This is a genomic window from Vibrio diabolicus (genome assembly GCF_011801455.1).
Classification (GTDB): domain Bacteria; phylum Pseudomonadota; class Gammaproteobacteria; order Enterobacterales; family Vibrionaceae; genus Vibrio; species Vibrio diabolicus.
Window position 1 is genome coordinate 2,045,945 of the sequence record NZ_CP042451.1, and the last position, 24,305, is coordinate 2,070,249.

Below are 24,305 nucleotides of genomic sequence, written 5' to 3' on the forward strand. Positions count from 1 at the left end.
TTTACTCCATCATTTTTTCAATTGGTAGCACTAGGATTGAGCTAGCACCTAACTCTTTTAGCTGTTCCATGGTTTCCCAGAACAGGTTCTCAGAACTCACTAAGTGAACAGCCATTTTCTGCTTATCTGCAGAAAGAGGAAGAACCGTAGGATCCTCAGCGCCAGGAAGTAGTGCTTTGATTTGATCGAGCTTTTCAGCTGGCGCGTGAAGCATGATGTACTTAGACTCTTTCGCTTGTTGTACGCCTTGCATGCGAGTCAGTAGTTTTTCAATCAGTGCTGTTTTGTCTGCATCAAACTCACCGATACGTTGAATCAGCGTCGCTTTAGATTTAAAGATCACTTCCGCTTCTTTTAAGCCATTCGCTTCTAACGTTGCGCCAGTCGATACCAAATCAGCAATAGCGTCAGCTAGACCTGCGCGAGGTGCAACTTCTACAGAGCCAGTTAGCATACATGTGGAGAATGGAACGCCTGCTTCATCCATGTAAGCTTTTAGGAGTTGAGGGTAAGTTGTGGCAATACGCTTACCAGCTAAGTCTTGTGGACCGTTGTACTCTTCATCCTTGTCGATAGCGATAGACAAGCGACAACCGCCAAAATCCAGTCGACGAAGTTGAACAAACTCACATGGCTCACCCAAAGCTTTGCGATCAAGACGAACTTCTTCTAGTTCGTTTTCTCCGATGAAACCAAGGTCAACCACGCCATCCATGATCAAGCCAGGGATGTCATCGTCACGAACCAAAAGCAAATCAATTGGCATGTTCTCCGAGTGAACCACTAAACGCTCACCCATTACATTAAATTTTACGCCGCACTGTTTTAGCAGAGCTTGGCTCTCTTTGCTAAGGCGACCTTTTTTCTGAATTGCGATTCTTAAGCGTTGTGTTTGCATTGCTTTTTCCCTGTGCAAGATTTTGATATCTAAGTAATTTTTGAATTAGTAAAACTAAAAAACCCTCGAGAGATTGGAGTCTCCCGAGGGTTTAAAATCTGCTTTTACTTTGATTTCACCTCCGGGAGTTTCCTGCCTCCCGGGTATGCGTACATCGCCCGAAAGACTAGATTGGGTGATGATGGTGATGAATGTTCATTACAAAATTACGCATACTTATTTAAGGCTCTATTGAGTTGCTTCGTTAGTAACCACACTAACCAAGGATTCTATATTTTTCAATACTGAATTTAGCATTTTCCAACTATTTTTTATAATCACTTGATTTTAAAGGATTTAAATTTAATTTCAGTTGAGTATATGGGTAGAAATTAGGTTTCTATTCAACCCTATTCTTAAAGAAAAAGAAGAATAGTATGAATTTTCATCAAAACAACTATTTAGATCTCACCGCCCTTAGTAATTGGCATCATTCTCAATAAAGAGACATCCACTCACGTTTGAGACGGCTCATTCAAAACTATTATTTTAGTGGGGCAAAAAATAGTGATTAACCATGAAACTGCGTAACGGTAGTAACAAACAAGCTGTGGATTTCAGCGATACAACACTATACCCATTAATCGGCAATAGTGCATGTATCCAAGAACTTCGCACGGCAATCCAAAAGTACGCTCAATGTGATGCTGAAGTACTCATTCAGGGTGAAACAGGGGTGGGCAAAGGTCTCTGTGCTCGTCTTATTCATCAGTTGTCGAACAGACACTCGGCACCTTTTGTTGAAGTTAACTGCGGCGCAATTCCAAGTGGTCTTATTGCGTCCGAACTTTTCGGTCACGAAAAAGGAGCATTTACAGGAGCGATTTCAGATCGTATCGGTTTTATTCAAAAAGCGCATAAAGGTACCCTATTCCTAGATGAGATTGGTGATATGCCGCCGGATCTACAAATCCACCTTCTGCACTTTTTAGAGAGTAAGCAAATCCATAAAGTCGGCGCTGATAAATTCATTGATGTGGACTGTAGAGTCATTGCTGCGAGCCACGTGGATTTGAAAAATGAGGTTGTACAAGGCGGATTCCGTGAAGATTTATTCTATCGGCTTAATATCTTGCCATTAACTATTCCTCCACTGAGAAAGCGTGGGAAAGATATCCTTATGTTATCAGAACACTTCTTAACAGATTTGTCTCATGGTCAGGTACAAAAAATGTCGGATAAAGTGAAAGCCAAGCTCCTCAAGCATCGTTGGCCAGGTAACGTAAGAGAACTGCGAAATGTAATCCAACGAGCGATTGTCATGTGTGAAGATCACACGCTTCTCGTCGCTGACTTGGGCCTTGATAATAATGAAAGGCAATTACTCCCTTCAGTGGACCAAATTGATCTTGACTACCTACTGCAAGCTATCGAAGAAAATAAGCACAATATGAGTGCGGCTGCACGTCATCTTGGTATTTCAAGAACAACGCTTTATCGTCTAATAAAGAAATACAACTTAAATGTTTAGTTGCTGTACAGGTGTAACGTGACACTGTGTAACAGACAACTCATCATATATCATTTACTTAGCCCCTCATCATAAATCTCTTGACATTACCGCCTTTAAAATCAACAACTTAAACTAGGCATAGTCTTTGCTTAGAGCTAAGAAGAAGTCGGTTGATAGATTTTCTATCACAGCACAGAAAGGAGTGCTCAGAACACAAATAGCTCGCTTTTAACACGAAACGATTATCCCCAAAAACGCGATTGCCCCCCTCACCTAAATCGCGTTAAAAAAAAGCTCCGCTAAATTTAGCGGAGCTTCCTCTTTATTAAAAATACTGAGCTGTACTAGACATTTTGGCACGATGCCATTTTAGACTTCGACAACCAAGAAAGTGCTCCACATACAATAATAAATGTGATTGATGCAGCAATGAATGAGAATGCAATTGACGCAGTCATCCCCAAAGTAATGAAGCCAACACAGGAAACTAGCGCCACGGACAATGCATAAGGCAACTGGGTCGATACGTGATCAATATGATTACAACGTGCACCAGTCGACGACAGAATAGTGGTATCGGAGATAGGTGAACAATGGTCACCAAAAACGGCACCGGCTAAAACTGCACTTAGCATTGGGAGCATTAGCGCAAGATCTGTTGCACCAGCCATATCACCCGCGATTGGAAGCATAATGCCGAACGTACCCCAAGAAGTACCTGTTGAAAATGCCATTAGACCAGACAACAAGAATAGGATAACTGGTAGCCAATGTGGATTGATATTGCCCTGCGCCATTGTAGAAAGGTAAGAACCCGTCTTCATGTCACCGATAACCGAACCGATAGTCCAGGCAAATACTAGGATTAGAATCGCGCCAAACATAGACTTCGCACCAATCCAAAGTGTGCGTGCAATTTCACCCATTGGAAGACCTTGCTTCACAACAGTAAACAGTGCAACTGCTAAGCCAAGCAAGCTACCGTAGATTAGTGATGTACCTACATCTGTATTTTCAAACGCACCTAGAAGCGCAAACTCTTTGCCGTCAGCAGCCAATGCTCGGCCACCCGTGTAAAGCATAGAAGCGATAGTCGCAATAATCAGCGTCACGATAGGAAGTACCAAGTCTGACACTTTACCCTTTTCGCTTTCACGGATATCTAGCTCTTCGTTTAGATCATGCGCTTCTTGCGAGTCGTTTTCTTTGTCTTTATCAAAGCCGCGGCCTTGAGATGCAGAGATTTCATGCTCACGCATCTTACCGATATCGAGGCCAAACCACGCCACAGCAAACACCATAAGCAGTGCAAAAACTGCATAGAAGTTCATTGGAATAAGACGAACGTACGCGCCAAGAGCCGAATACTCAGTGATCCCATGTGAGACTAAGATACCGCCGATAATCGTAATAATGTAAGCACCCCAGCTAGAAGCAGGCATGATCACACACATTGGTGCAGCAGTTGAGTCTAGAATGTATGCAAGCTTCGCGCGAGACACATAAAAACGATCGGTCACTGGACGAGAAATGGCACCAACAGCAAGACTGTTAAAGTAATCGTCGACAAAAATGAATACGCCTAAAAAGGCAGCAAGAAGTTTGGAGCCGCGTTTACTCTTCACTCGAGATTGTGCCCATTCGGCAAATGCACGAGTACCACCAGATAGCGTTAATAATGCAGTTGTCATACCTAATAAGATTAGGAAACCAACAATGCTCATGTTCCAAGTGTTAATTCCGCCATCTTCAATAAAGACAGAAGAAACTTGAGAACTCACGTAACTAACGGTATCACCGATAGACCAGCTATTAAGTAGAACCGCACCCAGCACGATACCTACACCTAAGGAAACTAATACACGTCGAGTCAAGATCGCCAAAGTCAAAGCGACAATAGGTGGCAATAATGAAACAGGAGAACTAGAAAAATCTATTAAATTCATGATCTTCAAAAACCAAAGTTTGGCTAGAGATCTACTGCAGACAAGTCACGTAGCATACGATACGTGCTCATGTTGAACTTAGCGACAGGGAAGCGAACACTCCACCCAACCCTACAGTAGCGCTCCATAGTTTAATGTGAATATATACTATGGCAGTGTTGTTCCTTTCAGATACAACCCCAGCAAGTAACTTTGATGAGTTACTTACTTCGGCAATCTTCGCCTTCCACTATTATTCATTGGCATCACCCCAATAATAGCTACTCTTCGAGACCGCGCCTCTACGGCAACAACAAACAATTAACCACTAACTGTACAAATTAACAACAAATTGTCTGCAATATTGCATCAGGTAGCAGCCATTGTACTTATGATGAGAGTCAATGCAACACATCAAACTAAATTAAACAAATAAATAATGACTGAGATAATTTATAAACCTTGTCTACTTCAAGTTAGTTTTGTGCAACTGAAATCACATCAATTTTGTTATTTATGAAACATTATTACTACCTTAAAAATATCATGGTTTATCTTGTATCAATAAATTAAGGATATATGACACTCCATCAAAGATGGACGCTTCATATTTTTAAGTAATAACTCAACTTTTTTTATAAAAACCAAGCTGGCTCTATCTCTATACAATAACGAGTGTTGATTTCAATTCTCATCTAATAAGATTTATTTCGAGTGTAATAATATTTATTGCTTTAAAAAAATAGCTAAATTTAAACAAAATCTTGATTTAGTATTTGCACATAAGGAAAAGATAAAGTTAAATATAAGGACTCTTTGTTTATTTATAGATTGGCATTATTTAATCGTAACGATAAAAAGTGCCCAACACATTAACCTTTTAATAGGAATCGTTATGTCAGAGCTGACTAAAACCCTTCTAAATATCCGTAGCCTTCGTGCATTTTCTCGTGAGCTGACTCTAGAACAATTGGAAGAAGCTCTAGATAAACTAACTACTGTCGTAGAAGAGCGTCGTGAAGCAGAAGAAGCAGAACGTGCAGCACAAGCTGAGCAAGAAGCTAAGCTAGCAGAGATCGCAGAGAAAATTGCTCAAGACGGTATTGACGTAGAAGCGCTTATTACTGCGCTATCTGGCGAAACTAAGACGAAAGGCAAAGCGAAGCGTGCACCTCGTCCAGCTAAATACAAATACACAGACTCAAACGGTAATGAGAAGACTTGGACAGGCCAAGGTCGTACACCTTCTGCAATTCAAGAGCAACTTGATGCAGGTAAATCTCTGGATGATTTCCTGATCTAAATTCGCGCTATTTTTTAAAAGGCTCCCAATGGGAGCCTTTTTTATTTGGTTCATTACAAATAAAAAAAGGCGCATTAAAAAATGCGCCTTTTACTTTAGTTATAGAATAGTTAATTAAACTACTGTGTATTAACGTTCCCAGTATGCTTCTTCTAGGCTATCTTCTCGCTCAGGAAGCCCACGTGACAAACGTGGAGAATGTTGCACGAGAACTTCGTAGCTCGCACGGTTTGCGTATTTACATACTTGAGAAAAAGAAGAGTAAGTTAAATATTCGTTACTGTGCTTGCTTGAATTAGGCACATTTTCTTTATGGTATTTGTTTGCCGCCATATCATGAAGAACAGCAGATAACGCAGCATCACCTGCACCATTGGTATTCTTGATTTTTTCTGGACCACCCATATATGGCGAGATATGTGAGTACACTTTTATTGGTGTTTCACATGTATCTTTTTTCGCCGGACGACTAAATTCATAGCGATTAAATTCAGCGATTGACCCCGGAAGTAATGGCAAAGAAGTTTCGCGCTTCGCGCTGTCTTCCGTATAACCCGCCATAAATAGGCCTACAGGCCCCGCGGTGCACAATACTAGATCTGCCCACTCCAGTGTTTTATCAGATGCAGCAAGTGGGTCTGACTCACCCGTCAGTGCTTCTGCTTCATCTTCATTCATCGCAACGACTGAAACGTTATCTCGAATGAATTCTTGCCAATATTTCGGGTCATCTTGAATAACGAACTTCGTCCCAAGAGTCAGAACAACAGGTACATCATTCTTTTTCGCGTACTCAATCGCTTTCATTGTTGCTTCAGGCATTGGGTCGCCTTCTTTACAACGTACTAAATATGACGTTAGTACAAGCGCCGATGCATTTTTAAAGATTTTTTCTGGAATGCTATCAGGATGCAGTTGGTTCATTTGCCCTTCACTGATCGCAAAAGTACGTTCACCATCTTCTGTAATAAGAGCGAAACAACGACCGATAGCGCCATCAACACCTTGTAGATAGTTCAAGTCCATGCGGCTTGATGTATTACAAAGGTAACGGTAGCCATAGCTGCCAATTTTGATATCCTGGCTCATCACTCCAAGCAGCGTAGAGCGATCATCTGCTAGCACAGAGTAGTTGTGTAGCGTGTTACCAATTGTGCCACCCGCATACTCATTGGTAATTAAGTTCTCTTCTTTAAGTTGCTGGTACAACTCTTCTGCTCTTTCGTCATCAATAACCAAAGAGTGACCTTTACTCAGACCGTACTTTTCAATCACATCCGTTGTAACTTTAGCTTCAATATCAACCAAAGTTTGGTCAATACCAATGATGTGAGTGCGCGTCATCTTCTTGCTTTCTTGTGCTTGGCTCACCAGCGGGTCACGAGCATGAACAGGAAAATAGTGCTTCGATTTGCGTTGTCCAGGAAATTTCATATTGTCAGTCTGAGTAAGGGGATGAAAAGGAGAACGGATTCTATACCGCTAATAATAAAGCGGCAATAAAAGCAATTATAGCAAACGTTTGCTAGCCACTTTTTTCTTCTAGACTCCTTATTCACCTTCCATAAAACTTAGATCTGGCAGTTGCTCAAGGTGCTCGCAGTAACGCTTTAGGTTGAACTCACCTTCATTTTTCATCACATCGAAAATTTCAATCGACATGGCACATGCCATCATTGCAACCGCTTCTTCTCTAGGTGTCCCTGTCATCATTAAGCGCATTAGCGTCTCTTTAACTTTTAATGGATTGCCGTCCTCAAGTTGGTTTTCAACAATTTCAATCAACTCGGCTTCTTGCATAAACTGGTTTTCTTCGGTCATTTGGACTTTCCTCTTGGATTTTTGCCAACTATGCCATATATACCTCTTCTATACTTGCGAAATTGCCCGTTCGAATTTCTGTTGAAGAAAAATGCAGCGAAACGAATTGTGATTTCGATCTCGGATCTGTCACCGGTCTGTGGATTCTGATAGAATCTGCATCCCGTTTATTTAAGTGGTGTTTAGTAATGTCTGATAACAGCCAAAAGAAAGTCATCGTCGGTATGTCCGGCGGCGTTGATTCATCTGTTTCTGCGTATCTTCTCAAGCAACAAGGCTACCAAGTAGAAGGCCTGTTCATGAAGAACTGGGAAGAAGATGACAACGAAGAATATTGTACAGCAGCAGAAGATCTTGCTGATGCTCAGGCAGTATGTGACAAGCTAGGCATTCATCTACACACCATCAACTTTGCTGCCGAATACTGGGATAACGTATTTGAGTACTTCCTTGCTGAATACAAAGCGGGTCGTACACCGAACCCTGACATTCTTTGTAACAAAGAAATCAAGTTCAAAGCATTCCTAGAATTCGCTGATGAAGTGCTTGATGCTGACTACATTGCAATGGGTCACTACGTACGTCGCTCTTTCCCGGATAACGGTGAGAAACCAGCGATGTTGCGTGGCCTAGATGGCAACAAAGACCAGAGCTACTTTCTATATACACTAAGCCACGAACAAATTGGCCGTAGCCTCTTCCCTGTTGGTGATTTAGAGAAACCTGAAGTACGCCGTATTGCGGAAGAGCAAGGTTTAGTAACAGCGAAGAAGAAAGACTCGACAGGTATTTGTTTCATCGGTGAGCGTAAATTTACCGACTTCCTAGGTCGTTACCTTCCTGCTCAGCCTGGTAATATCGAAACGCCAGAAGGCGAAGTGATCGGTCAACACCAAGGTTTGATGTACCACACACTAGGTCAGCGTAAAGGTCTACACATCGGTGGCCGTAAAGGCGGCGGTGGTAATGAAGAGCCGTGGTTTGTTGGTGAAAAAGACCTAGAGCGTAACGTGCTAATCGCAGTCCAAGGTAAAGACCACCCGATGCTAAAATCAGAAGGTCTACTTGCGTCACAACTTCACTGGGTAGATCGTGAGCCAATTCGCGATGTTATGAAGTGCACAGTGAAAACTCGTTACCGTCAGGAAGATATTCCTTGTACAATCATCCCGATCGATGATGAAAACATTAAAGTGATCTTTGATGAACCACAAATTGCAGTGACGCCTGGTCAATCAGCAGTGTTTTATAAAGATGACGTATGTCTAGGTGGCGGCATCATCGAGCAACGCATTAAATATTCTCAAGCTTAGGAGTCGTTACGTGGCGAATACACTTTATGACCGTACTATCGCTTTCGCTGGTATTTGCCAAGCTGTCGCTTTGGTTCAACAAGTTGCGAGAAACGGGCATTGTGATCAAGATGCTTTTGAAACATCAATCAACGCTATTTTGAACACAAACCCTGCTAACACCGTTGGCGTATTCGGTCGCGAAGCCGATCTAAAGCTCGGTCTGGAGTGTCTGGTTAAAGGGATTGATAGCACCCCATCAGGCAGTGAGATCACTCGTTACATCATTAGCTTAATGGCGCTAGAACGTAAGTTAAGCGCTCGCAACGATGCCATGTCCCAGCTTGGTGACCGTATCCAGATGGCCAAGCGCCAGTCAGAGCATTTTGAACTGCTAGATGATCAAATGATCAGCAATTTAGCAAGCATCTACTTGGATGTTGTTAGCCCTATTGGACCACGCATTCAAGTAACAGGCACGCCTTCTGTACTGCAACAAACGGCAAGCCAACACAAAGTCCGTGCTCTACTGCTATCTGGCATTCGTAGTGCTGTTCTGTGGCGCCAAGTAGGCGGTAAACGTCGTCATCTAATTTTTGGCCGAAAGAAAATGGTCGAACAGGCTCAAATCCTGTTAGCCAGAATGTAGAATACTCTGCTAGCTCGCGTTTATCGCGAGCTACTTTTTTTCGAATAAAACAAATCCCGCGCAAACGTTTGCGCAATATTCGTGACAATTGCCACAGTTATTGGTATAACGCTCACGAAATTTAGAAACCCAATTCAGGAGAACATCATGGAACTGTCAGCATTGACTGCTGTTTCACCAGTAGACGGCCGTTACGGAAGTAAGACGATTGCGTTACGCGAAATTTTCAGCGAGTACGGTCTACTAAAATACCGTACTATCGTAGAAATTCGTTGGCTACAGAAGCTAGCGGCTACTGCTGAAATTGCAGAAGTGCCAGCATTCAGCGCAGAAGCTAACCAATTCCTAGACGACCTTGCTGCTAACTTCTCTGAAGAAGATGCACGCCGTATTAAAGAAATCGAGCGTACAACTAACCACGACGTTAAAGCGGTTGAGTACTTCTTAAAAGAGAAAGTAGCAGACGTTCCTGAACTGCACGCTGTTAATGAGTTCTTCCACTTTGCATGTACTTCTGAAGACATCAATAACACCTCTCATGCGTTAATGCTAAAAGAAGCACGTGAGCAAGTGATTCTTCCAGAAATCCGTAACCTAATTGACGCTATCAAAGCACTCGCAGTTGAATACCGCGACATTCCTCTTCTATCTCGTACACACGGCCAGCCTGCTTCTCCATCTACAATGGGTAAAGAAATGGCAAACGTGGCGTACCGTATGGAGCGTCAATTCAAGCAAATCGAAAACGTTGAGATCCTAGCGAAAATCAACGGTGCAGTAGGTAACTACAACGCACACCTTTCTGCTTACCCAGAGCTAGATTGGCACAAGTTCTCTGAAGAATTCATTACAGAGTCTCTAGGCGTAACTTGGAACCCTTACACAACACAAATCGAGCCGCATGATTACATCGCTGAGCTGTTCGACGCTATCGCTCGTTTCAACACTATCCTGATTGACTTCGATCGTGACGTTTGGGGTTACATTGCATTAGGCCACTTCAAGCAAAAAACCATTGCTGGTGAGATCGGTTCTTCAACAATGCCGCACAAAGTTAACCCAATCGACTTTGAAAACTCTGAAGGTAACCTAGGTCTTGCGAACGCAGTATTCGGCCACTTAGCACAAAAACTGCCTATCTCTCGTTGGCAACGTGACCTAACTGACTCAACGGTTCTACGTAACCTTGGTGTTGGTGTTGGTTACGCTATTATCGCTTACACTTCTACGCTTAAAGGCATCAGCAAGCTAGAAGTAAACCGTGAAGCACTTCTTGCTGAACTAGATAAAAACTGGGAAGTACTAGCAGAGCCAGTACAAACAGTTATGCGTCGTTACGGCATCGAGAAGCCATACGAGAAGCTAAAAGAGCTAACTCGTGGTAAGCGTGTAGACGGCGAGGCAATGCGTAACTTCATAGACGGTCTTGAGCTTCCTGAGCACGAGAAAGCACGTCTGAAAGAGATGACGCCAGCGAACTACATTGGTCAAGCGGTTGAGCTGACAGATAAGCTGTAAGAGAATCGAGAATCGAGAATCGAGAATCGAGAATCGAGAATCGAGAATCGAGAATCTGATAATAGTGAGGGTTGACGTGAAAGCGTCAACCCTTTCTTCGTTTAGGGGGAACAGGATTCTCCCTATGGAACGCTAAGCTTCAGGATAAGGGATATGGCTCAGTTATATCCATTAAAGAAGCAACTTCTACCCACACATTCCAAGTTTAACGTCCCTTTACTGAAATACCAGCGCGTCCCTCTCGATTCCTAAAGCGAAGCGCTCCCGCATCTCGTTTCTTTATTTCTATTGCCTCTGGAAGAAAAGAGTAATCGTCCCTACCTCTACACCAAACTTTTTAATTTTGGTGAGGTTGAAAACATGCTTCTCGTCCTGACGATAAAGCCAATCATCAAAAGCGACCGTTACTGTTGAGTCATCCATTTGCAACTCAAAGTCATACCGCCACTGCAACGCATTGCCTTGCTCAGCCCCTGTTGCTACACCAATAATATCCTCTGCTTTACCTTCATAGCGTCCATCTTCTAATTTGGTAATAACCCAAACTCGCTGGTCAACTTCTCCATCATCAAACACAAAGTCTTCCACCAGCGTCAACGTGTTACCTTCCACAGTACCCACGATGTCGACTTCAAAACGACGAGTTTGTTGTTCAGTGTAATCTTGGACCATCCCCCACGCCTTTGTTTCGCCTTCAAAATAGCCGAATAAATCAAAAGTCGGTGTAGATGATTGATAATTATCGATACCTGCTGAGCATGCTGAAAGTAAGGCCGCAGCAGCCAAGGCGACTGATTTTAAAATTCGTTTAAGCACTATCTAACCTGCCCTATTAATTGTTTTCGAAGTTTTGGGAACTCTGTATTAGGTGACAACCATATAGACAAAAACGCATCGTTCATTCGCTCATCTTGAACGAAGCCGACTGTCTTGATTTGTGCAATGCCAGCTTGTCGGTAAAGAAGCTGACCAGTTTTACCATCGGTTAAGTAAGTAAGCTCATCCCCTTTTTTTATATCAGGGAACATACGGTTTAGTTCACTGATCCAACTTTTTCGATATGATTCAGTAAAACCAAGTTTTGCCCATTGCTCATCAGTTACATCAAGCAACTGCTGCTTGCTGATGTCTCTTTGATAGTTAATTTCCAATGCCAGAGGGTGTGGTGATACATCGCCATTTACAATGAACTTTCCATCGGGTGCTTTTAGTCGAGACTGATATATATCGAAGATGAACCATGTGAGTTGTGCCTCACCGACAGTTTTCCACCCCTCCCAACTCGACATCTTATCTGCGTTTTCACTGTTTCCAACTGGCTGAGCTTGTAGAGCAAAGGAGCCCATAACTACTAGAGAAGCAACTACCTTAATCAGCCTCTGGGTTAAATCTCTCTTCAAGCTTTTCATATCCGTATACCTTGAGTATCAAAAGCGTCATGGCAAACCATTCAGCAAATAGAATGACCAACGTAACGCTGGTATTAAATCCATATTCAACGACTTGGAGCTTGTAACCGGCGTAGTAACTGACGGTTCCTCCAACGCCACCTACAATTGATACGTAGATTTTTGGGAAACGGTACAAAACAGGCTTGAGCTGATAGGCATACCAAGAGAACAGAACCCAAAGGCACAACAACCAAATGGGTAACCATTGTGTTGGAAAGACAAAAACAGAAAACTGTTGATTGAGCGTATCGAGCACTACACCCGCCAAAACGATACTCGCGATGTGCTTCAAGGCAGAAGCGTCCGTCCTCCAACAATAGACAAGAGTAATAAATGTTAAGATCAGTGTTAGCCACTGCCATTGATAGGTCCCAAGCACTGCAGAGAACCAACAGAGCTGGAACCATGTAGAGGCAATCAGCAACTTCATAACGGTTTAAGGTCGCTGGAATGTCATGTGAACGGCACTGATACTTCGAGCTAAAAAGCCGCCTTCACAATAGCTCAGGTAATAGCGCCACATGCGGACAAAGCGGTCGTCATAACCGAGAGAGCGTACGTGCTCTTCAGCTTGATTAAATCTAGAGTGCCACTCGCTCAAGGTTTTCGCATAGTCCAAGCCAATATCAAATAAGTCTCTCACCACCAAGTCACTGTTTTTGGTCGCAGCTTGAGTTAAAGATGTAACCGAAGGTAAAAAACCACCTGGAAAGATGTATTTCTGGATAAAGTCAACGTTGTTACTGTAGTAATCATAACGCTGGTCAGCGATAGTGATGGCTTGAATTGCCATTAAACCACCCGGCTTGAGTAATGATTGGCATTGCTTGATGTAGGAAGGCAAAAATTGTTTTCCAACCGCTTCGATCATTTCTATCGAGACTAACTTATCGTAGTGACCCGAAAGGTCTCGATAGTCTTGTTTTAATAGAGTGATCTTGTCGCCCAAATTTCGCTCTCTAATTTTTTGTTCAGCGTAAGCATGCTGCTCTTCAGAAATCGTCGTTGTCGTTACATGACAACCATATTGCTCTGCCATGTAAATGGCCATAGCCCCCCACCCTGTACCGATCTCAATCACTCGATCGGATGGTTGAAGCTCAAGTTGCTGGCACAAACGATCCATTTTGTTGATTTGCGCTTGTTCCAAAGTATCGTTGTCTTGCACATATAAGGCCGATGAGTACAGCATGTTGTCGTCTAAAAATGACTCGTACAAATTGTTGCCCAAGTCGTAATGCGCATGAATGTTTTTACGAGAGTTCTCTTGAGAATTGCGGTTGGTCCAATGACTGAACTTGTACAGTATTTTAGTTAGCCAACTTCCTTTCTCTTCAAGTTTATCTAGCGCGCGCATATTAAGAGCCATAAGTTTCATTAACGAGGTTAGATCTGGGCTGTCCCACCAACCATCCATATAAGCCTCACCCGCTGCAATGCTGCCACCTTGCAAGATTCGCGAGTAAAAGCCAGGATGCTTTACCTCAATCGTCGCCACAACAGGCTGACCGCTGTATTCACCGTTGGGCGCATTAAAGCGCTCGCTTCTTTCTGTCGTTTCCGTCTTAAAGCTTTCAATAACAGTTAAGCAGCCGATTTCCATTTTTTGCAGACATTGAAAAATAACTCCGCGAGCCGCCTTTTGTGTTGTCGTCAATTTGCGCGGCAATGTCATAGAACTGGTATTTAACATGCAGAATTCTCCTTGTGCTTTTTATTTTTTTTGTCTGTTTTTTTTGTGTCGGCTTCTATTTCGTCGTGTGTTGAATATTTAGGATGAGAATAAAAAGGCGCGCCTTTCACCCAAAGTTTTAATGCGTGCCAATAAATACCAACCATTACTTTTACCGTCTGTATTGGCGTAACGATCAAACACTTCAATAGGCTTTTGCTCGAAAACACTTGAGCTTTCATTGTCATCGTCGCATCAAAATGCTTTTCGCTTTTGTGGCATTCAAGATGAATCCTTAACTTGTCCGTCAGTGGTTTAATCTTCCAATGATACTGTTGGTCAATTGGATTAAACGGAGAAACATGAAAGGCTTTCTCTTGTTCCCATCCAAAGTTTTCATCGTTTTGCTCAGCAGCGACTGCGTAGTAATGACGCTCGTTCCAAGGTGTATTGCTGACTTCAGCTAAGAGGTATTTCCATTCCCCTTCTTTGTTATAAACGTAGTAGAAATTCACCGGACTAAAATAAAGTCCTAAATAGCGCAAATGACAAACAGCGATGACTTTGCCGGTACAACGAACGCCTGTTAACTCTTCAATTTTGTCGTGTACGGCCACCTTTAAACAGCCCTCACCAACATAGTCACTGCGTTTAAAGCGTGCCCAATGCCACCAACGAGAGCCAAACCCCCAAACTTTTTCCTCTAGTTTTTTTAGCTCATCGACGTCAATAGCTGGCATAAACAATGAGTAGTTCAATTCATGTTTTATCGGCGTGAACCTGCGATGTCGAACGTTGCCAACAAACAACTGGCTGTTCATTTGGCTATCCATATCACGCTGCACCTTTTTCTAAGTTGACAGCAGTTTGAACGCGATATTTCTCTTCAAGCCCTTTCACTACGTCCAATGCGCTGCGAACGCCATCCTCGTGGAAACCGTTGTACCAATAAGCGCCGCAGAACCAAGTATTGTTCAGCCCTTGCACCTCTTCTTTACGTTGCTGTGCAGCGATAGAGTCGGTGGAGAACACTGGATGGTGATAGGTAAACGTCCGTAATACTTTGCTCGGTTCGATCTGCTCAGTGCTATTTAGCGTGACACAGAATGTGTGCTCAGATTGAACATGTTGGAGAATATTCATGTTGTAAGTAAGCGAAGGGAGACGTTGCTGTTCGTCTTCACTGCCCTCCAGTAGGTAGTTCCACGAAGCCCACGCCGCTTTACGCTTTGGAAGTAAACTCGTATCAGTGTGAAGCACCACTTCATTCGCTTGATAAGCCATATTACCCAGCACCTCTTGCTCGACTGGGCTAATGTCACCTAACATGTTCATCGCTTGATCACTGTGACAAGCAAAGATGACATCATCAAACCAATGCATTTCACCGTTGACTTTTAAACCCACACCATTCTCACTACGGAGCACTTTTTCTACCGGACTATTGAGTCGAATTTTATCGATAAAACCTTGAGTCAAAGGTGGAATGTACTCACGAGAGCCACCTTTAATTACATACCATTGCGGCCTGTTAGTGACATCAAGCAATCCGTGATTTAAGAAAAAGCGAAGGAAAAACATCAGCGGAAATGCGCGCATGTCCGCTAAAGTCGAAGACCAAATTGCAGCGCCCATCGGCAAAATGTAGTTATCTGAAAAGAAAGTACTGAAGTTGTGCTCATCAAGAAACTCACCTAGCGTCTGAGAATGACTCGATTGTTTGCTAGCGACGCTTTTGGCAAGTTTGTTGAAACGAAGGATCTCGAAGATAAAACGATAGAACTTAGGATTTACCCAATTACGCTTTTGAGCAAATAATGTCGACACGGTGTGACCGTTATATTCCAAACCATTGCCGTCGTTTCTTACACTAAAGCTCATCTGGGTTGGCAACCCTTCGACACCAATCTCGTTCATCATTTTGATGAAATTAGGATAAGTGCGATCGTTGTAAACAATAAAGCCCGTATCAATCGCATATTCTTTACCATCGAGTTTTACATCCACCGTCGCGGTGTGCCCGCCAATGTAATCGTTAGCTTCAAATACGGTGACATCATGCTCTTTATGTAGATAGTAACCACACGTAAGGCCAGAAATTCCGGTTCCCACAATCGCTACCTTCTTTCTTCCTACTGTTTTCATTTTTATTCCTTCTTATGATACGAGTTTAGCAGTTAGACGAGCTTGCCAACTGTATGGAAGTAACGAGATAAAACGTAAAATATTGGTAAACCTCGCGGGGAAATAGATGTGAGTCTTGTTGGCAGCCAACTGTTTTCTGATAGAGTTCGAGGCTTGCTGCGTAGAAATAATCATCGGCATTTCGAAGTCATTTTTGTCAGTTAACGGGGTTTCCACAAAGCCTGGGAACACGGTCACCACTTGAATGCCCTTCTTCTTCAAATCAACAGCTAATGTGCGAGCAAAGTAGCTCACAGCGGCCTTAGAAGCGCCGTAGGCTTCAGCCCTTGGCAACGCGACTTCTGAAGCAATAGAACCCACGATAACGATGCGATGCCCTTTATCTAAGTGTGGTTGGCAACCTTCTACGCAGTTGGCAACACCAACGACGTTTACATTCATCACACGCGCCATGAGTTTCGCGTCAACCACACCGTTGTCCATATACTCACAATCCCCTGCATTAAAAACCCAGGTACTCGGCGTGAAAGGCAAACTGGACAGCGCCTGCTGAGTTTGTTCATGGTTTGTCACGTCAAACTGCAATGTATGGATATTAGAAGAAGCAGCCCCCAATTCAGCAAGAACGTCTTTGTTTCGCCCACAAGCAATAACGCTCCAATCAGAGTTCGCGTAATCTAAAGCCAGTTGCTTCCCTATTCCGGAGGTAGCGCCAGTGATTAAGATAGTATTGTTCATTGTCCTAACCTCTGCTTGATGGTTTTTACGACGGAGCCAAGTAAAGGTAAGTTTTCGTAAAGCATTTCTCCGAGATCAAAGTAATCTCGGTGATAAATAACTTGGCCTTCGCTGAATTTAAGATGCGACACACCATTAACGAGAATAGGTGCACCTTTTTGAAGTTTGGGATGCTGAAGATCCATGGTCCACGTTAGGAAGCCAGTATCTCCGACTTGTTGATGTTCGTGGATAACAAAGTCACAGCTTATGACGTTGGCATATAATGATGTGAAGTAATCTGAAAGTGCAGGCCACCCCTCTAAACGATGAGCAGCATCTTCAAAGACGACATCTTGGTGATATACGTCTTTAAGCAGATGTAAGTTCGCTTTATTCAGCTTTTGATAGATATTGCCAACAGACTGTATGTCCATGTGTTTACTCCTACATGCCCATCAAGTTGTACAAAATTATTATATGTACAAGATAGTTCATTCCTTAAAAGTTGTACAAAAATTATTTTGTATAACTTTGTTTCTGTAGGTAGATACGTGATGGAGCTCGCAAGCGATCAATCGATCAAAAAAAAGGCTTGGTCAAAACCAAGCCTTTTCAGGAAATTAACGATTACTTTCGTGTGCGCTGTCAGTTTTTACAACTAGTATTGCTGACTACGTAACGCTGCAATACGTTTATCTAGCGGAGGGTGACTCATCAGTAGTTCAGTCAATGACTGCTTGCCATTGATACCGAACGCCATCATTGTGCCATCAAGTTGAGATTCGTGACTCATCTTCAAACGTTCCAATGCCGCGATCATTTTCTCTTTACCAACTAAGTGAGCAGCACCTGCGTCGGCATGGAATTCGCGATGACGGCTGTACCACATGGTAATAAAGCTTGCTAAGAAGCCAAACACTAGCTCAAGCACCATAGATACACCGAAGTAAACCATCATGTTTGCACCTTGACCTTCTTCATCATCGTTCGATGCCACAATATTGGCGATAAAACGGGATAGGAAGATAACAAACGTGTTCACAACACCTTGCATCAATGTCATCGTGACCATGTCACCATTTGCAATATGGCTCACTTCGTGGGCCAGTACCGCTTCTGCTTCATCACGAGTCATATTGTGTAAAAGGCCAGTGGAAACCGCGACAAGAGAGTCATCTCGCTTTGCTCCCGTCGCGAATGCATTGATATCTGGTGAGTCATAAATAGCCACCGTTGGCATACCAATACCCGCTTGCTGAGCTTGACGACCCACAGTTTCGACTAACCAATGCTCAGTTTCGTTACGCGGACTTTCAATGACCATACCGCCAACCGAGCGCAGTGCCATGCCCTTTGACATCATCAACGAAATAAGAGCACCACCAAAACCAAATATGGCGGCCATAACTAGCAAACCAGAAAGACTGCCAGGTTGCATTCCAGTGGTAGCGTAAACAATATTCAGAACAACACTAAGCACTAGCACGACAGCTAGGTTAGTTGCTAGGAATAACATAATTCGCTTCATTACTTTTCTCCGAGGAAGCTTATCGTTTTTTTAAAACGGATTGTTATAAGGAACAGGTGGTAATCGCTGTAAAAGCCAATTCCGCTAAGTTTCATGCTCCATGCGTTATAGATATAGTCTATCCGCGATAAAAACAAGGTTAAGCAATAAATTGCAACATTTGTTTTCGAGACTGAAAGATCATGCTCAAGCGATTTCTAGGCACGTTCTGATAAAAGCCATTACCTCCATTCATATTCATTCCTTACCGTGATGAAAAGCACTTTGAATCGCACCTCATCTATCAATGGATGACCTTGATGTTAAATCTATCACCTCTAGGCAGCTTAGCTAGAAATATTTTACTAGACCAAAAACAGTATGTTAGCCCCGCTATAGACTTTGGTCTTATTGTGCGGCGACATGGACATGCTAGATTCAAGTGAGATGAACAAAACAGAGCCACTCTAAGTACATTAAAAGGTACATTAGGTGAGCTCAAAACTTCCATGTATTGAGGGAAAAACCATGGTAGAAACTAACGACTATCAAATGGCTATTGATTTACTACGTTGTCATCTAGGCATCTCAGAGGATGAGGCGAAGCAACAACTTGGTATTTCAACCGATCATCATATGTCTCAGCGTGTTGCAGAAACACAGCAAGCATTGATGGGGCTTAGCCAAGATAAGTAATCTGATGTTATAGATTACACCAATAAAAAAGGGCTGCATTACGCAGCCCTTTGGTTTTTAGTATTTTAAACACAATCAGTCAGTATTTAGCAAAGGCTCGACATTAATGTACTTGCCTAGCTCTTTGCGCTTAGCACTTGGAATGTATGGGATTTCGCCAAGCTTAGGCGCACCGATACGCGCTTCAAGCATCTCGATAATATCAGCATAGTGCTCGGTGCCAGGGTTAACTCGGTTTGCCACCCAACCAACAAGATTCAAGCCATCCGCTTTAATACTCTCAGCCGTGAGTAAAGCATGGCTCAAACAACCTAATTTAATACCAACCACCAAGACCACGGGTAACTGCTCTGCTTGTACCCAAGTAGATAAACAGTCGGTATCTGACACAGGCACACGCCAACCACCAGCGCCCTCAACGAGAACGACATCAGCTTGCTGCTTGTGTTGAGCCAGCTTTTCACTGAGGAGTTCGTATTTTATTTCGACATGTTCATGTTTTGCCGCGATGTGAGGAGAAGCTGGCAATTCTAAAGCGTATGGATTCACATCATCATAAGCGACATCAAGTGTCGCGGCCGCTTGTAAATGTAAGGCGTCAGAGTTACGCCATCCAGCTTCAGTCTTATCACTCCCTGCTGCCACTGGTTTATAACCAATAGTGTTTAGTCCTTTTGCTGCCAACGCTTGCAAAATGGCTTTAGACGCTACCGTTTTTCCTACATCAGTATCCGTACCAGCAATAAAAAAAGCATCAATCATAGATGTATTACTCCAAAACAAACCTGATAACTTGCAGGTAGAAGACCTTGATCATTTTTAAACGCTTGGTACTCATGCTCAACTTGCAACAAAGTCTCTCGACTGGTTAAACCATGTGAGCGCCCGCTTACGTGATTTGCCCCTATACCTTTGAGGTCACGCATAACTGAAAATGCTGAGTCGTACCAAACTGTGATGGTGGTCAAGTCTAGTTGATGGTTGTCACATCGAGATTGCGCTAACGCAATTTTTACCTGATTGAGCGATAGAAAGTTATTGACGTGTTGATATGCATCAATTTTTTTCCATGATGCACGCAACTCGCACAGTGACCCTTCAGCTAGGGTAGAAAAAGCCGCCTTCCCATTAGCTTTTAGTACACGACGAACTTCTCTCAGGGGATAACTTAAATCGGCACACCATTGCAAAGCCAAGCTAGAGAATACGTAGTCGAAGCTTGTATCGTCGAAAGGCAAGTTTTCTGCGTCGGCTAGCACATAATTCATTCGTTCATGGCCACAGCGCACCATAGCTTTGCTTAACATCTCTTGAGAGATGTCCACACAAAACACTTCAGCGCCACGCTCTTGAAGAAGTTGAGAAAAATAGCCCGTACCACATCCTAAATCCAAAACACGTTGATGAGTTAAGTCATTCGGAAGTTTGTCTAGTAAGCGATGGCCGACGTCACGCTGGAAAGCGGCATGTTTGTCGTATGTGTCAGCCGCCTTACTAAAGGAAGCGGCGATCGCTTGTTTATTAGGCAGTAAGCAATCCAACTTCATTTGCTCTGCATTATCCATTACTGCGTTCCTAATGCTTGCTTCAATGCCATTGAAAGCGTTTTAACTTGTTCGTTAGTGTGATTAGCAGTGAGTGTGATTCGCAGACGAGACGTCCCTTTCGGAACTGTTGGAGGACGAATAGCAGTAACCCAAATACCGTTTTGGCGACAAGCACCTGCTACTCGCAAAGCCAAATCAGATTCACCAATCACAAACGGCTTAATCGAAGTTTGAGTCTCAACAAAGCCCTCAACATCGCTGAGGCTATCTCGATACACTTCACTTAACTCTGTGAGCTTTTCACGTCGCCAAGACTGCTCTTGAACCATCGAGACAGCATGCGTGAGCGCATAGGCTTGTGCCGGAGGCATCGCCGTGGAATACACATGGTGACGAGCAAACTGAGTTAAAAAGTCCCCCGTTGTGTGGTCACATAAAATAGCCGCGCCAGACATACCAAACGCTTTGCCGAAAGTAACGATCAGTATCTCAGGCTTAACCGCCGCTAATTCACATGAGCCACCGCCAGATTCCCCTAGAACACCGATACCATGAGCGTCGTCTACAGCAAGCCATGCATCATGATTACTGGTGACGTCAGCTATATCAGCAAGTGGTGCACAATCCCCGTCCATACTAAACACCCCTTCAGTCACGACTAAGTGATTGTCTTCGCTATTCAGCAGCGACTTTAGGTGCTCGATGTCATTGTGCTTGAAGCGCTTCATTTTAGCTGGTGACAACGCCCCCGCTTCCATCAACGAGGCATGGTTCAAACGGTCTTGAATGAGTAAGTCTGATTTTTCTAGCAAGGTGAATAACAAAGCTTGATTGGCACTGAATCCAGAGCCAAACAGGACTGCCCTTTCGTAACCCAGCCATTCAGTTAGTGCTGCTTCTAAATTGCTGTGCGCTGCACTAAAACCGGTGACCATTGGAGACGCGCCGCTACCGCTGCCGTATACGCTTAAACCTTGCTGCCAAGCCCGAACAAGCGCTTGGTCATTGGCCAATCCCAAATAATCATTACTTGAGAAATTAATGTAGCGTCTGCCTTCGTGTTCCAAAACGGACTGGTTACCGGCAAACACCACATTCATAGAACGATTCAGCCCCTGCGCTTTACGATCGGCAAGGGCGGACTCGATACGAGATTTAAACGCTGGCATCGTAGAAAAGGTCGTCTTTTGTCGGACGGGCAGCAACGCGCTCTACGACGCGATCTAGCAACTCGTTTTCTTCGACTTCATCAGGTTTTTGAGACACCTCTTGGCTGTTAATGCCGAGCTTGTTAAACAGCATCATGTCTTTGTCTTCAGAAGGGTTTGGCGTGGTCAGAAGTTTGCAGCCATAGAAGACGGAGTTGGCACCCGCCATAAAACACAGCGCTTGCATTTGTTCGTTCATGTTTTCACGGCCAGCGGATAAACGAACGGCTGATTGAGGCATCATAATTCGTGCTATTGCAATCAGACGAATAAAGTCGAACGGCTCAACGTCGTCCACTTCTTCCAATGGTGTGCCCTTTACCTTCACGAGCATGTTGATTGGAACGCTTTCAGGGTGTACCGGCAAGTTAGCCAATTCAACCAACAAACCTGCTCGGTCGTTAGCACTTTCACCCATGCCGATTATGCCACCGGAACAAATCTTCATACCAGCATCACGAACGTGAGAAAGCGTATCTAAACGGTCTTGGTAAGTACGGGTGGTAATGATGTTGCCGTAGAACTCAGGTGAGGTATCGAGGTTATGGTTGTAGTAGTCCAGACCTGCTGTTGCCAATTGCTTTGCTTGATCTGGCGTCAACATGCCCAATGTCATACACGTTTCTAAGCCCATGCCCTTCACGCCTTTGATCATGTCGGTCAAATGCGGCATGTCACGCTCTTTGGGGTTTTTCCATGCGGCACCCATACAGAATCGAGTAGAACCAGCATTTTTGGCTTTTTGCGCAGCATCGAGTACGCGTTCTACTTCCATCAGACGCTCTTTCTCGATGTCTGTGGTGTAACGAGCACTCTGAGGACAGTACTTACAATCTTCTGGACAAGCACCTGTCTTAATCGACAAAAGCGTGCTTACTTGAACATGGTTGGTTTGTTGGTATTGACGATGAACAAGCTGCGCTTCGAATAGGAGATCCATGAATGGTTTTTCCATGAGATCGCGCACTTCAGCATGCGTCCAGTTATGACGAACTTCCACGTGTATTCCTTTAATCACTTTTTTTGTTGTGTTGACAGTCTACTGAGTCTCGATAAACTGTCAACACAACACAAAGAAACAAAGTTTACATCTGTTTGTTTTTTAATCTCATTTGTTATTGGAATCGCACATGGATCTCGCCTTCGACCGCCAGCATATCTGGCATCCTTACACTTCGACATTAACACCTCTGACCTGCTACCCAGTAGAATCAGCAAGTGGTGTTCACATTAAATTGGAAGACGGTACTGAGCTTATCGATGGCATGTCTTCTTGGTGGTCGACGATCCACGGCTATAACCATCCGCACTTAAATCAAGCGGCTCACCAGCAAATCGATCAAGTCTCTCACGTGATGTTTGGCGGGATTACCCACCAGCCAGCAATCAGTTTGTGTAAGAAGTTGCTACCCCTAGCGCCAAGTAATCTTGAACATGTATTCCTTGCCGATTCAGGCTCCGTTGCCGTAGAAGTCAGCTTAAAAATGGCACTGCAATATTGGCATGCAAAAGGTGAACGCCGACCGAAGTTTCTTACTTTACGACACGGTTATCACGGTGACACCTTTGCGGCCATGTCGGTAACCGATCCTGATAACTCCATGCACTCTCTCTACAAAGGCTTTCTGCCTGAGCATATCTTTGCGGAGTCGCCAACTTGTGGCTTTTGGGATGAGTGGAAATCTGAAGATCTTGCTGACTTTGAGCACAAGATTGAAACACATCATCAAGAACTCGCTGCGGTGATCCTAGAGCCTATCGTTCAAGGCGCAGGTGGCATGCGCATCTACCATCCAGAATTTCTCAAAGGCGTGCGTAGACTTTGCGACAAATACGGTTTGTTATTGATTGCAGATGAGATCGCTACCGGTTTTGGACGCACAGGCAAATTGTTTGCCTGCGAACATGCAGATATTCAACCAGACATTTTGTGTGTCGGGAAAGCACTCACAGGCGGCTACATGACCCTCTCTGCGACCCTCGCGAGCAAACACGTAGCAGACACTGTTTGTGGTGGTGATGCTGGTTGTTTTATGCACGGTCCAACCTTTATGGGGAATCCACTCGCTTGTGCTGTAGCTACTGCAAGTTTGGAATTGATCGAGCAAGGTGATTGGAAGCAACAAACCCAACAAATTGAAACGCTGTTTTCTGAGTTACTACCAAAACTTGAAGAATACGACTTGGTGAAAAACACCCGTTGGTTGGGTGCTATTGGCGTAGTGGAGACGCATCGCCCTGTGAATATGGAAACCATCCAGGCTCTCTTTGTTGAGCACGGTGTTTGGATTCGTCCATTTGGCAAACTGATTTATATGATGCCGCCGTTCATCAGCAAGCCGGAAGATATTGAAAAGTTAGTGAATGCGATTGATGCAGCGTTGCAACGTAAAGATTGCTTCGCTTCATAGTCCAATTCAACACGAAAACGGTTTGAGTATGAGACTCAAACCATCTCTTT

General features: G+C 43.7%; 24 protein-coding genes, 1 riboswitch and 1 other annotated feature. Of the genes, 7 read left to right on the forward strand and 17 right to left on the reverse strand.

Annotated elements, in window-relative coordinates:
• Position 1 precedes the first annotated feature (1 nt).
• On the reverse strand, positions 2–898 hold the full coding sequence (hisG, locus tag FR741_RS09755; RefSeq protein ID WP_005390869.1) for an ATP phosphoribosyltransferase: 897 nt from the start codon (positions 896–898) through the stop codon (positions 2–4).
• A 53-nt stretch (positions 899–951) separates the two neighbouring features.
• Positions 952–1,089: a sequence feature (His leader region), on the reverse strand.
• Positions 1,090–1,454: 365 nt separating this feature from the next.
• Here hisG and FR741_RS09760 point away from each other — a divergent pair.
• The gene (locus FR741_RS09760; protein WP_005390867.1) at positions 1,455–2,408 is read left to right on the forward strand and encodes a sigma-54 interaction domain-containing protein; all 954 of its coding nucleotides are present in this window, start codon (positions 1,455–1,457) and stop codon (positions 2,406–2,408) included.
• Positions 2,409–2,734: 326 nt separating this feature from the next.
• On the opposite strand, the gene tet(35) is transcribed toward FR741_RS09760, so the two are convergent.
• Positions 2,735–4,336, reverse strand: coding sequence for a tetracycline efflux Na+/H+ antiporter family transporter Tet(35) (gene tet(35) / locus FR741_RS09765; RefSeq protein WP_167426723.1), 1,602 nt, complete (start codon positions 4,334–4,336; stop codon positions 2,735–2,737).
• A gap of 109 nt (positions 4,337–4,445) precedes the next feature.
• Positions 4,446–4,628, reverse strand: a riboswitch (Lysine riboswitch).
• Positions 4,629–5,210: 582 nt separating this feature from the next.
• Between tet(35) and FR741_RS09770 the strand changes: the two genes are divergently transcribed.
• Complete coding sequence (locus tag FR741_RS09770) at positions 5,211–5,618, forward strand: H-NS family histone-like protein (RefSeq protein WP_005390863.1); 408 nt, start codon at positions 5,211–5,213, stop codon at positions 5,616–5,618.
• Positions 5,619–5,747: 129 nt separating this feature from the next.
• Here the strand turns inward: FR741_RS09770 and FR741_RS09775 are convergent, their stop codons facing one another.
• Positions 5,748–7,052: an inosine/guanosine kinase gene (locus FR741_RS09775; RefSeq protein ID WP_005390861.1), complete on the reverse strand. Its 1,305-nt coding sequence runs from the start codon at positions 7,050–7,052 to the stop codon at positions 5,748–5,750.
• Positions 7,053–7,169: 117 nt separating this feature from the next.
• Positions 7,170–7,439 (reverse strand): hypothetical protein, encoded by a 270-nt coding sequence (locus FR741_RS09780; RefSeq protein WP_005390859.1) that lies wholly within the window; start codon positions 7,437–7,439, stop codon positions 7,170–7,172.
• A 188-nt stretch (positions 7,440–7,627) separates the two neighbouring features.
• Between FR741_RS09780 and mnmA the strand changes: the two genes are divergently transcribed.
• The 3 genes from mnmA (at position 7,628) to purB (ending at position 10,898) form a co-directional block, all read left to right on the forward strand.
• A complete protein-coding gene (gene mnmA / locus FR741_RS09785; protein ID WP_005390857.1) occupies positions 7,628–8,752 on the forward strand; it encodes a tRNA 2-thiouridine(34) synthase MnmA in 1,125 nt (374 codons plus the stop codon).
• Between the two features lie 10 nt (positions 8,753–8,762).
• Positions 8,763–9,380, forward strand: coding sequence for a high frequency lysogenization protein HflD (hflD, locus tag FR741_RS09790; RefSeq protein WP_046874772.1), 618 nt, complete (start codon positions 8,763–8,765; stop codon positions 9,378–9,380).
• A 147-nt stretch (positions 9,381–9,527) separates the two neighbouring features.
• Positions 9,528–10,898: an adenylosuccinate lyase gene (gene purB, locus FR741_RS09795; protein WP_005390853.1), complete on the forward strand. Its 1,371-nt coding sequence runs from the start codon at positions 9,528–9,530 to the stop codon at positions 10,896–10,898.
• Positions 10,899–11,183: 285 nt separating this feature from the next.
• Here purB and FR741_RS09800 read toward each other — a convergent pair whose 3' ends face one another.
• The 9 genes from FR741_RS09800 to htpX all read right to left on the reverse strand — a co-directional run bounded on the left by FR741_RS09800 (position 11,184) and on the right by htpX (position 18,414).
• Positions 11,184–11,714, reverse strand: a complete 531-nt coding sequence (locus FR741_RS09800; protein ID WP_408646608.1) for a DUF3833 domain-containing protein — start codon at positions 11,712–11,714, stop codon at positions 11,184–11,186.
• Positions 11,714–12,307 (reverse strand): chalcone isomerase family protein, encoded by a 594-nt coding sequence (locus FR741_RS09805; RefSeq protein ID WP_046874770.1) that lies wholly within the window; start codon positions 12,305–12,307, stop codon positions 11,714–11,716. Before FR741_RS09805 ends, FR741_RS09800 begins: the two co-directional genes overlap by 1 nt.
• A complete protein-coding gene (locus FR741_RS09810; protein WP_046874769.1) occupies positions 12,267–12,779 on the reverse strand; it encodes a DUF2878 domain-containing protein in 513 nt (170 codons plus the stop codon). The genes FR741_RS09805 and FR741_RS09810 overlap by 41 nt, the downstream gene beginning before the upstream one ends.
• 6 nt (positions 12,780–12,785) lie before the next feature.
• On the reverse strand, positions 12,786–14,042 hold the full coding sequence (locus FR741_RS09815) for an SAM-dependent methyltransferase (protein ID WP_167426724.1): 1,257 nt from the start codon (positions 14,040–14,042) through the stop codon (positions 12,786–12,788).
• Positions 14,036–14,854, reverse strand: coding sequence for a DUF1365 domain-containing protein (locus tag FR741_RS09820; RefSeq protein WP_074191109.1), 819 nt, complete (start codon positions 14,852–14,854; stop codon positions 14,036–14,038). The genes FR741_RS09815 and FR741_RS09820 overlap by 7 nt, the downstream gene beginning before the upstream one ends.
• A gap of 1 nt (position 14,855) precedes the next feature.
• Positions 14,856–16,166, reverse strand: coding sequence for an NAD(P)/FAD-dependent oxidoreductase (locus FR741_RS09825; protein ID WP_161443072.1), 1,311 nt, complete (start codon positions 16,164–16,166; stop codon positions 14,856–14,858).
• Between the two features lie 12 nt (positions 16,167–16,178).
• Entirely contained in the window at positions 16,179–16,904 is a 726-nt protein-coding gene (locus FR741_RS09830) for an SDR family oxidoreductase (RefSeq protein ID WP_167426725.1), read from the reverse strand.
• Positions 16,901–17,320, reverse strand: coding sequence for a nuclear transport factor 2 family protein (locus FR741_RS09835; protein ID WP_005390833.1), 420 nt, complete (start codon positions 17,318–17,320; stop codon positions 16,901–16,903). The genes FR741_RS09830 and FR741_RS09835 overlap by 4 nt, the downstream gene beginning before the upstream one ends.
• A 224-nt stretch (positions 17,321–17,544) precedes the next feature.
• A complete protein-coding gene (gene htpX, locus FR741_RS09840) occupies positions 17,545–18,414 on the reverse strand; it encodes a protease HtpX (protein ID WP_167426726.1) in 870 nt (289 codons plus the stop codon).
• Between the two features lie 471 nt (positions 18,415–18,885).
• Here htpX and FR741_RS09845 point away from each other — a divergent pair, with 471 nt between their 5' ends.
• A complete protein-coding gene (locus FR741_RS09845; RefSeq protein WP_162860661.1) occupies positions 18,886–19,089 on the forward strand; it encodes a hypothetical protein in 204 nt (67 codons plus the stop codon).
• A 75-nt stretch (positions 19,090–19,164) separates the two neighbouring features.
• On the opposite strand, the gene bioD is transcribed toward FR741_RS09845, so the two are convergent.
• The 4 genes from bioD to bioB are packed head-to-tail and all read right to left on the reverse strand — an operon-like array spanning position 19,165 to position 22,844.
• Positions 19,165–19,851 (reverse strand): dethiobiotin synthase, encoded by a 687-nt coding sequence (bioD, locus tag FR741_RS09850; protein WP_005390831.1) that lies wholly within the window; start codon positions 19,849–19,851, stop codon positions 19,165–19,167.
• The gene (gene bioC, locus FR741_RS09855; RefSeq protein WP_152812426.1) at positions 19,848–20,654 is read right to left on the reverse strand and encodes a malonyl-ACP O-methyltransferase BioC; all 807 of its coding nucleotides are present in this window, start codon (positions 20,652–20,654) and stop codon (positions 19,848–19,850) included. Before bioC ends, bioD begins: the two co-directional genes overlap by 4 nt.
• Positions 20,654–21,805 carry an 8-amino-7-oxononanoate synthase gene (gene bioF / locus FR741_RS09860; RefSeq protein WP_167426727.1) on the reverse strand — a complete coding sequence of 384 codons (1,152 nt, stop codon included), beginning with the start codon at positions 21,803–21,805 and terminating at the stop codon, positions 20,654–20,656. The genes bioC and bioF overlap by 1 nt, the downstream gene beginning before the upstream one ends.
• Positions 21,792–22,844 (reverse strand): biotin synthase BioB, encoded by a 1,053-nt coding sequence (gene bioB, locus FR741_RS09865; RefSeq protein ID WP_167426728.1) that lies wholly within the window; start codon positions 22,842–22,844, stop codon positions 21,792–21,794. Before bioB ends, bioF begins: the two co-directional genes overlap by 14 nt.
• 130 nt (positions 22,845–22,974) lie before the next feature.
• Between bioB and bioA the strand changes: the two genes are divergently transcribed.
• Complete coding sequence (gene bioA / locus FR741_RS09870) at positions 22,975–24,255, forward strand: adenosylmethionine--8-amino-7-oxononanoate transaminase (protein WP_085343597.1); 1,281 nt, start codon at positions 22,975–22,977, stop codon at positions 24,253–24,255.
• Positions 24,256–24,305: the final 50 nt, after the last annotated feature.

What these genes read in the sequence shown, in the direction of transcription:
- FR741_RS09825 (WP_161443072.1), bottom strand. Translation starts at nt 16,166, where the DNA reads ATGAAAACAGTAGGAAGAAAGAAGGTAGCGATTGTGGGAACCGGAATT.
- bioC (WP_152812426.1), bottom strand. Translation starts at nt 20,654, where the DNA reads ATGGATAATGCAGAGCAAATGAAGTTGGATTGCTTACTGCCTAATAAA.
- purB (WP_005390853.1), top strand. Translation starts at nt 9,528, where the DNA reads ATGGAACTGTCAGCATTGACTGCTGTTTCACCAGTAGACGGCCGTTAC.
- FR741_RS09810 (WP_046874769.1), bottom strand. Translation starts at nt 12,779, where the DNA reads ATGAAGTTGCTGATTGCCTCTACATGGTTCCAGCTCTGTTGGTTCTCT.
- FR741_RS09820 (WP_074191109.1), bottom strand. Translation starts at nt 14,854, where the DNA reads ATGGATAGCCAAATGAACAGCCAGTTGTTTGTTGGCAACGTTCGACAT.
- bioF (WP_167426727.1), bottom strand. Translation starts at nt 21,805, where the DNA reads ATGCCAGCGTTTAAATCTCGTATCGAGTCCGCCCTTGCCGATCGTAAA.
- htpX (WP_167426726.1), bottom strand. Translation starts at nt 18,414, where the DNA reads ATGAAGCGAATTATGTTATTCCTAGCAACTAACCTAGCTGTCGTGCTA.
- FR741_RS09835 (WP_005390833.1), bottom strand. Translation starts at nt 17,320, where the DNA reads ATGGACATACAGTCTGTTGGCAATATCTATCAAAAGCTGAATAAAGCG.
- FR741_RS09830 (WP_167426725.1), bottom strand. Translation starts at nt 16,904, where the DNA reads ATGAACAATACTATCTTAATCACTGGCGCTACCTCCGGAATAGGGAAG.
- mnmA (WP_005390857.1), top strand. Translation starts at nt 7,628, where the DNA reads ATGTCTGATAACAGCCAAAAGAAAGTCATCGTCGGTATGTCCGGCGGC.
- FR741_RS09815 (WP_167426724.1), bottom strand. Translation starts at nt 14,042, where the DNA reads ATGTTAAATACCAGTTCTATGACATTGCCGCGCAAATTGACGACAACA.
- hisG (WP_005390869.1), bottom strand. Translation starts at nt 898, where the DNA reads ATGCAAACACAACGCTTAAGAATCGCAATTCAGAAAAAAGGTCGCCTT.
- bioA (WP_085343597.1), top strand. Translation starts at nt 22,975, where the DNA reads ATGGATCTCGCCTTCGACCGCCAGCATATCTGGCATCCTTACACTTCG.
- FR741_RS09760 (WP_005390867.1), top strand. Translation starts at nt 1,455, where the DNA reads ATGAAACTGCGTAACGGTAGTAACAAACAAGCTGTGGATTTCAGCGAT.
- bioD (WP_005390831.1), bottom strand. Translation starts at nt 19,851, where the DNA reads ATGATTGATGCTTTTTTTATTGCTGGTACGGATACTGATGTAGGAAAA.
- FR741_RS09805 (WP_046874770.1), bottom strand. Translation starts at nt 12,307, where the DNA reads ATGAAAAGCTTGAAGAGAGATTTAACCCAGAGGCTGATTAAGGTAGTT.
- FR741_RS09770 (WP_005390863.1), top strand. Translation starts at nt 5,211, where the DNA reads ATGTCAGAGCTGACTAAAACCCTTCTAAATATCCGTAGCCTTCGTGCA.
- FR741_RS09780 (WP_005390859.1), bottom strand. Translation starts at nt 7,439, where the DNA reads ATGACCGAAGAAAACCAGTTTATGCAAGAAGCCGAGTTGATTGAAATT.
- FR741_RS09775 (WP_005390861.1), bottom strand. Translation starts at nt 7,052, where the DNA reads ATGAAATTTCCTGGACAACGCAAATCGAAGCACTATTTTCCTGTTCAT.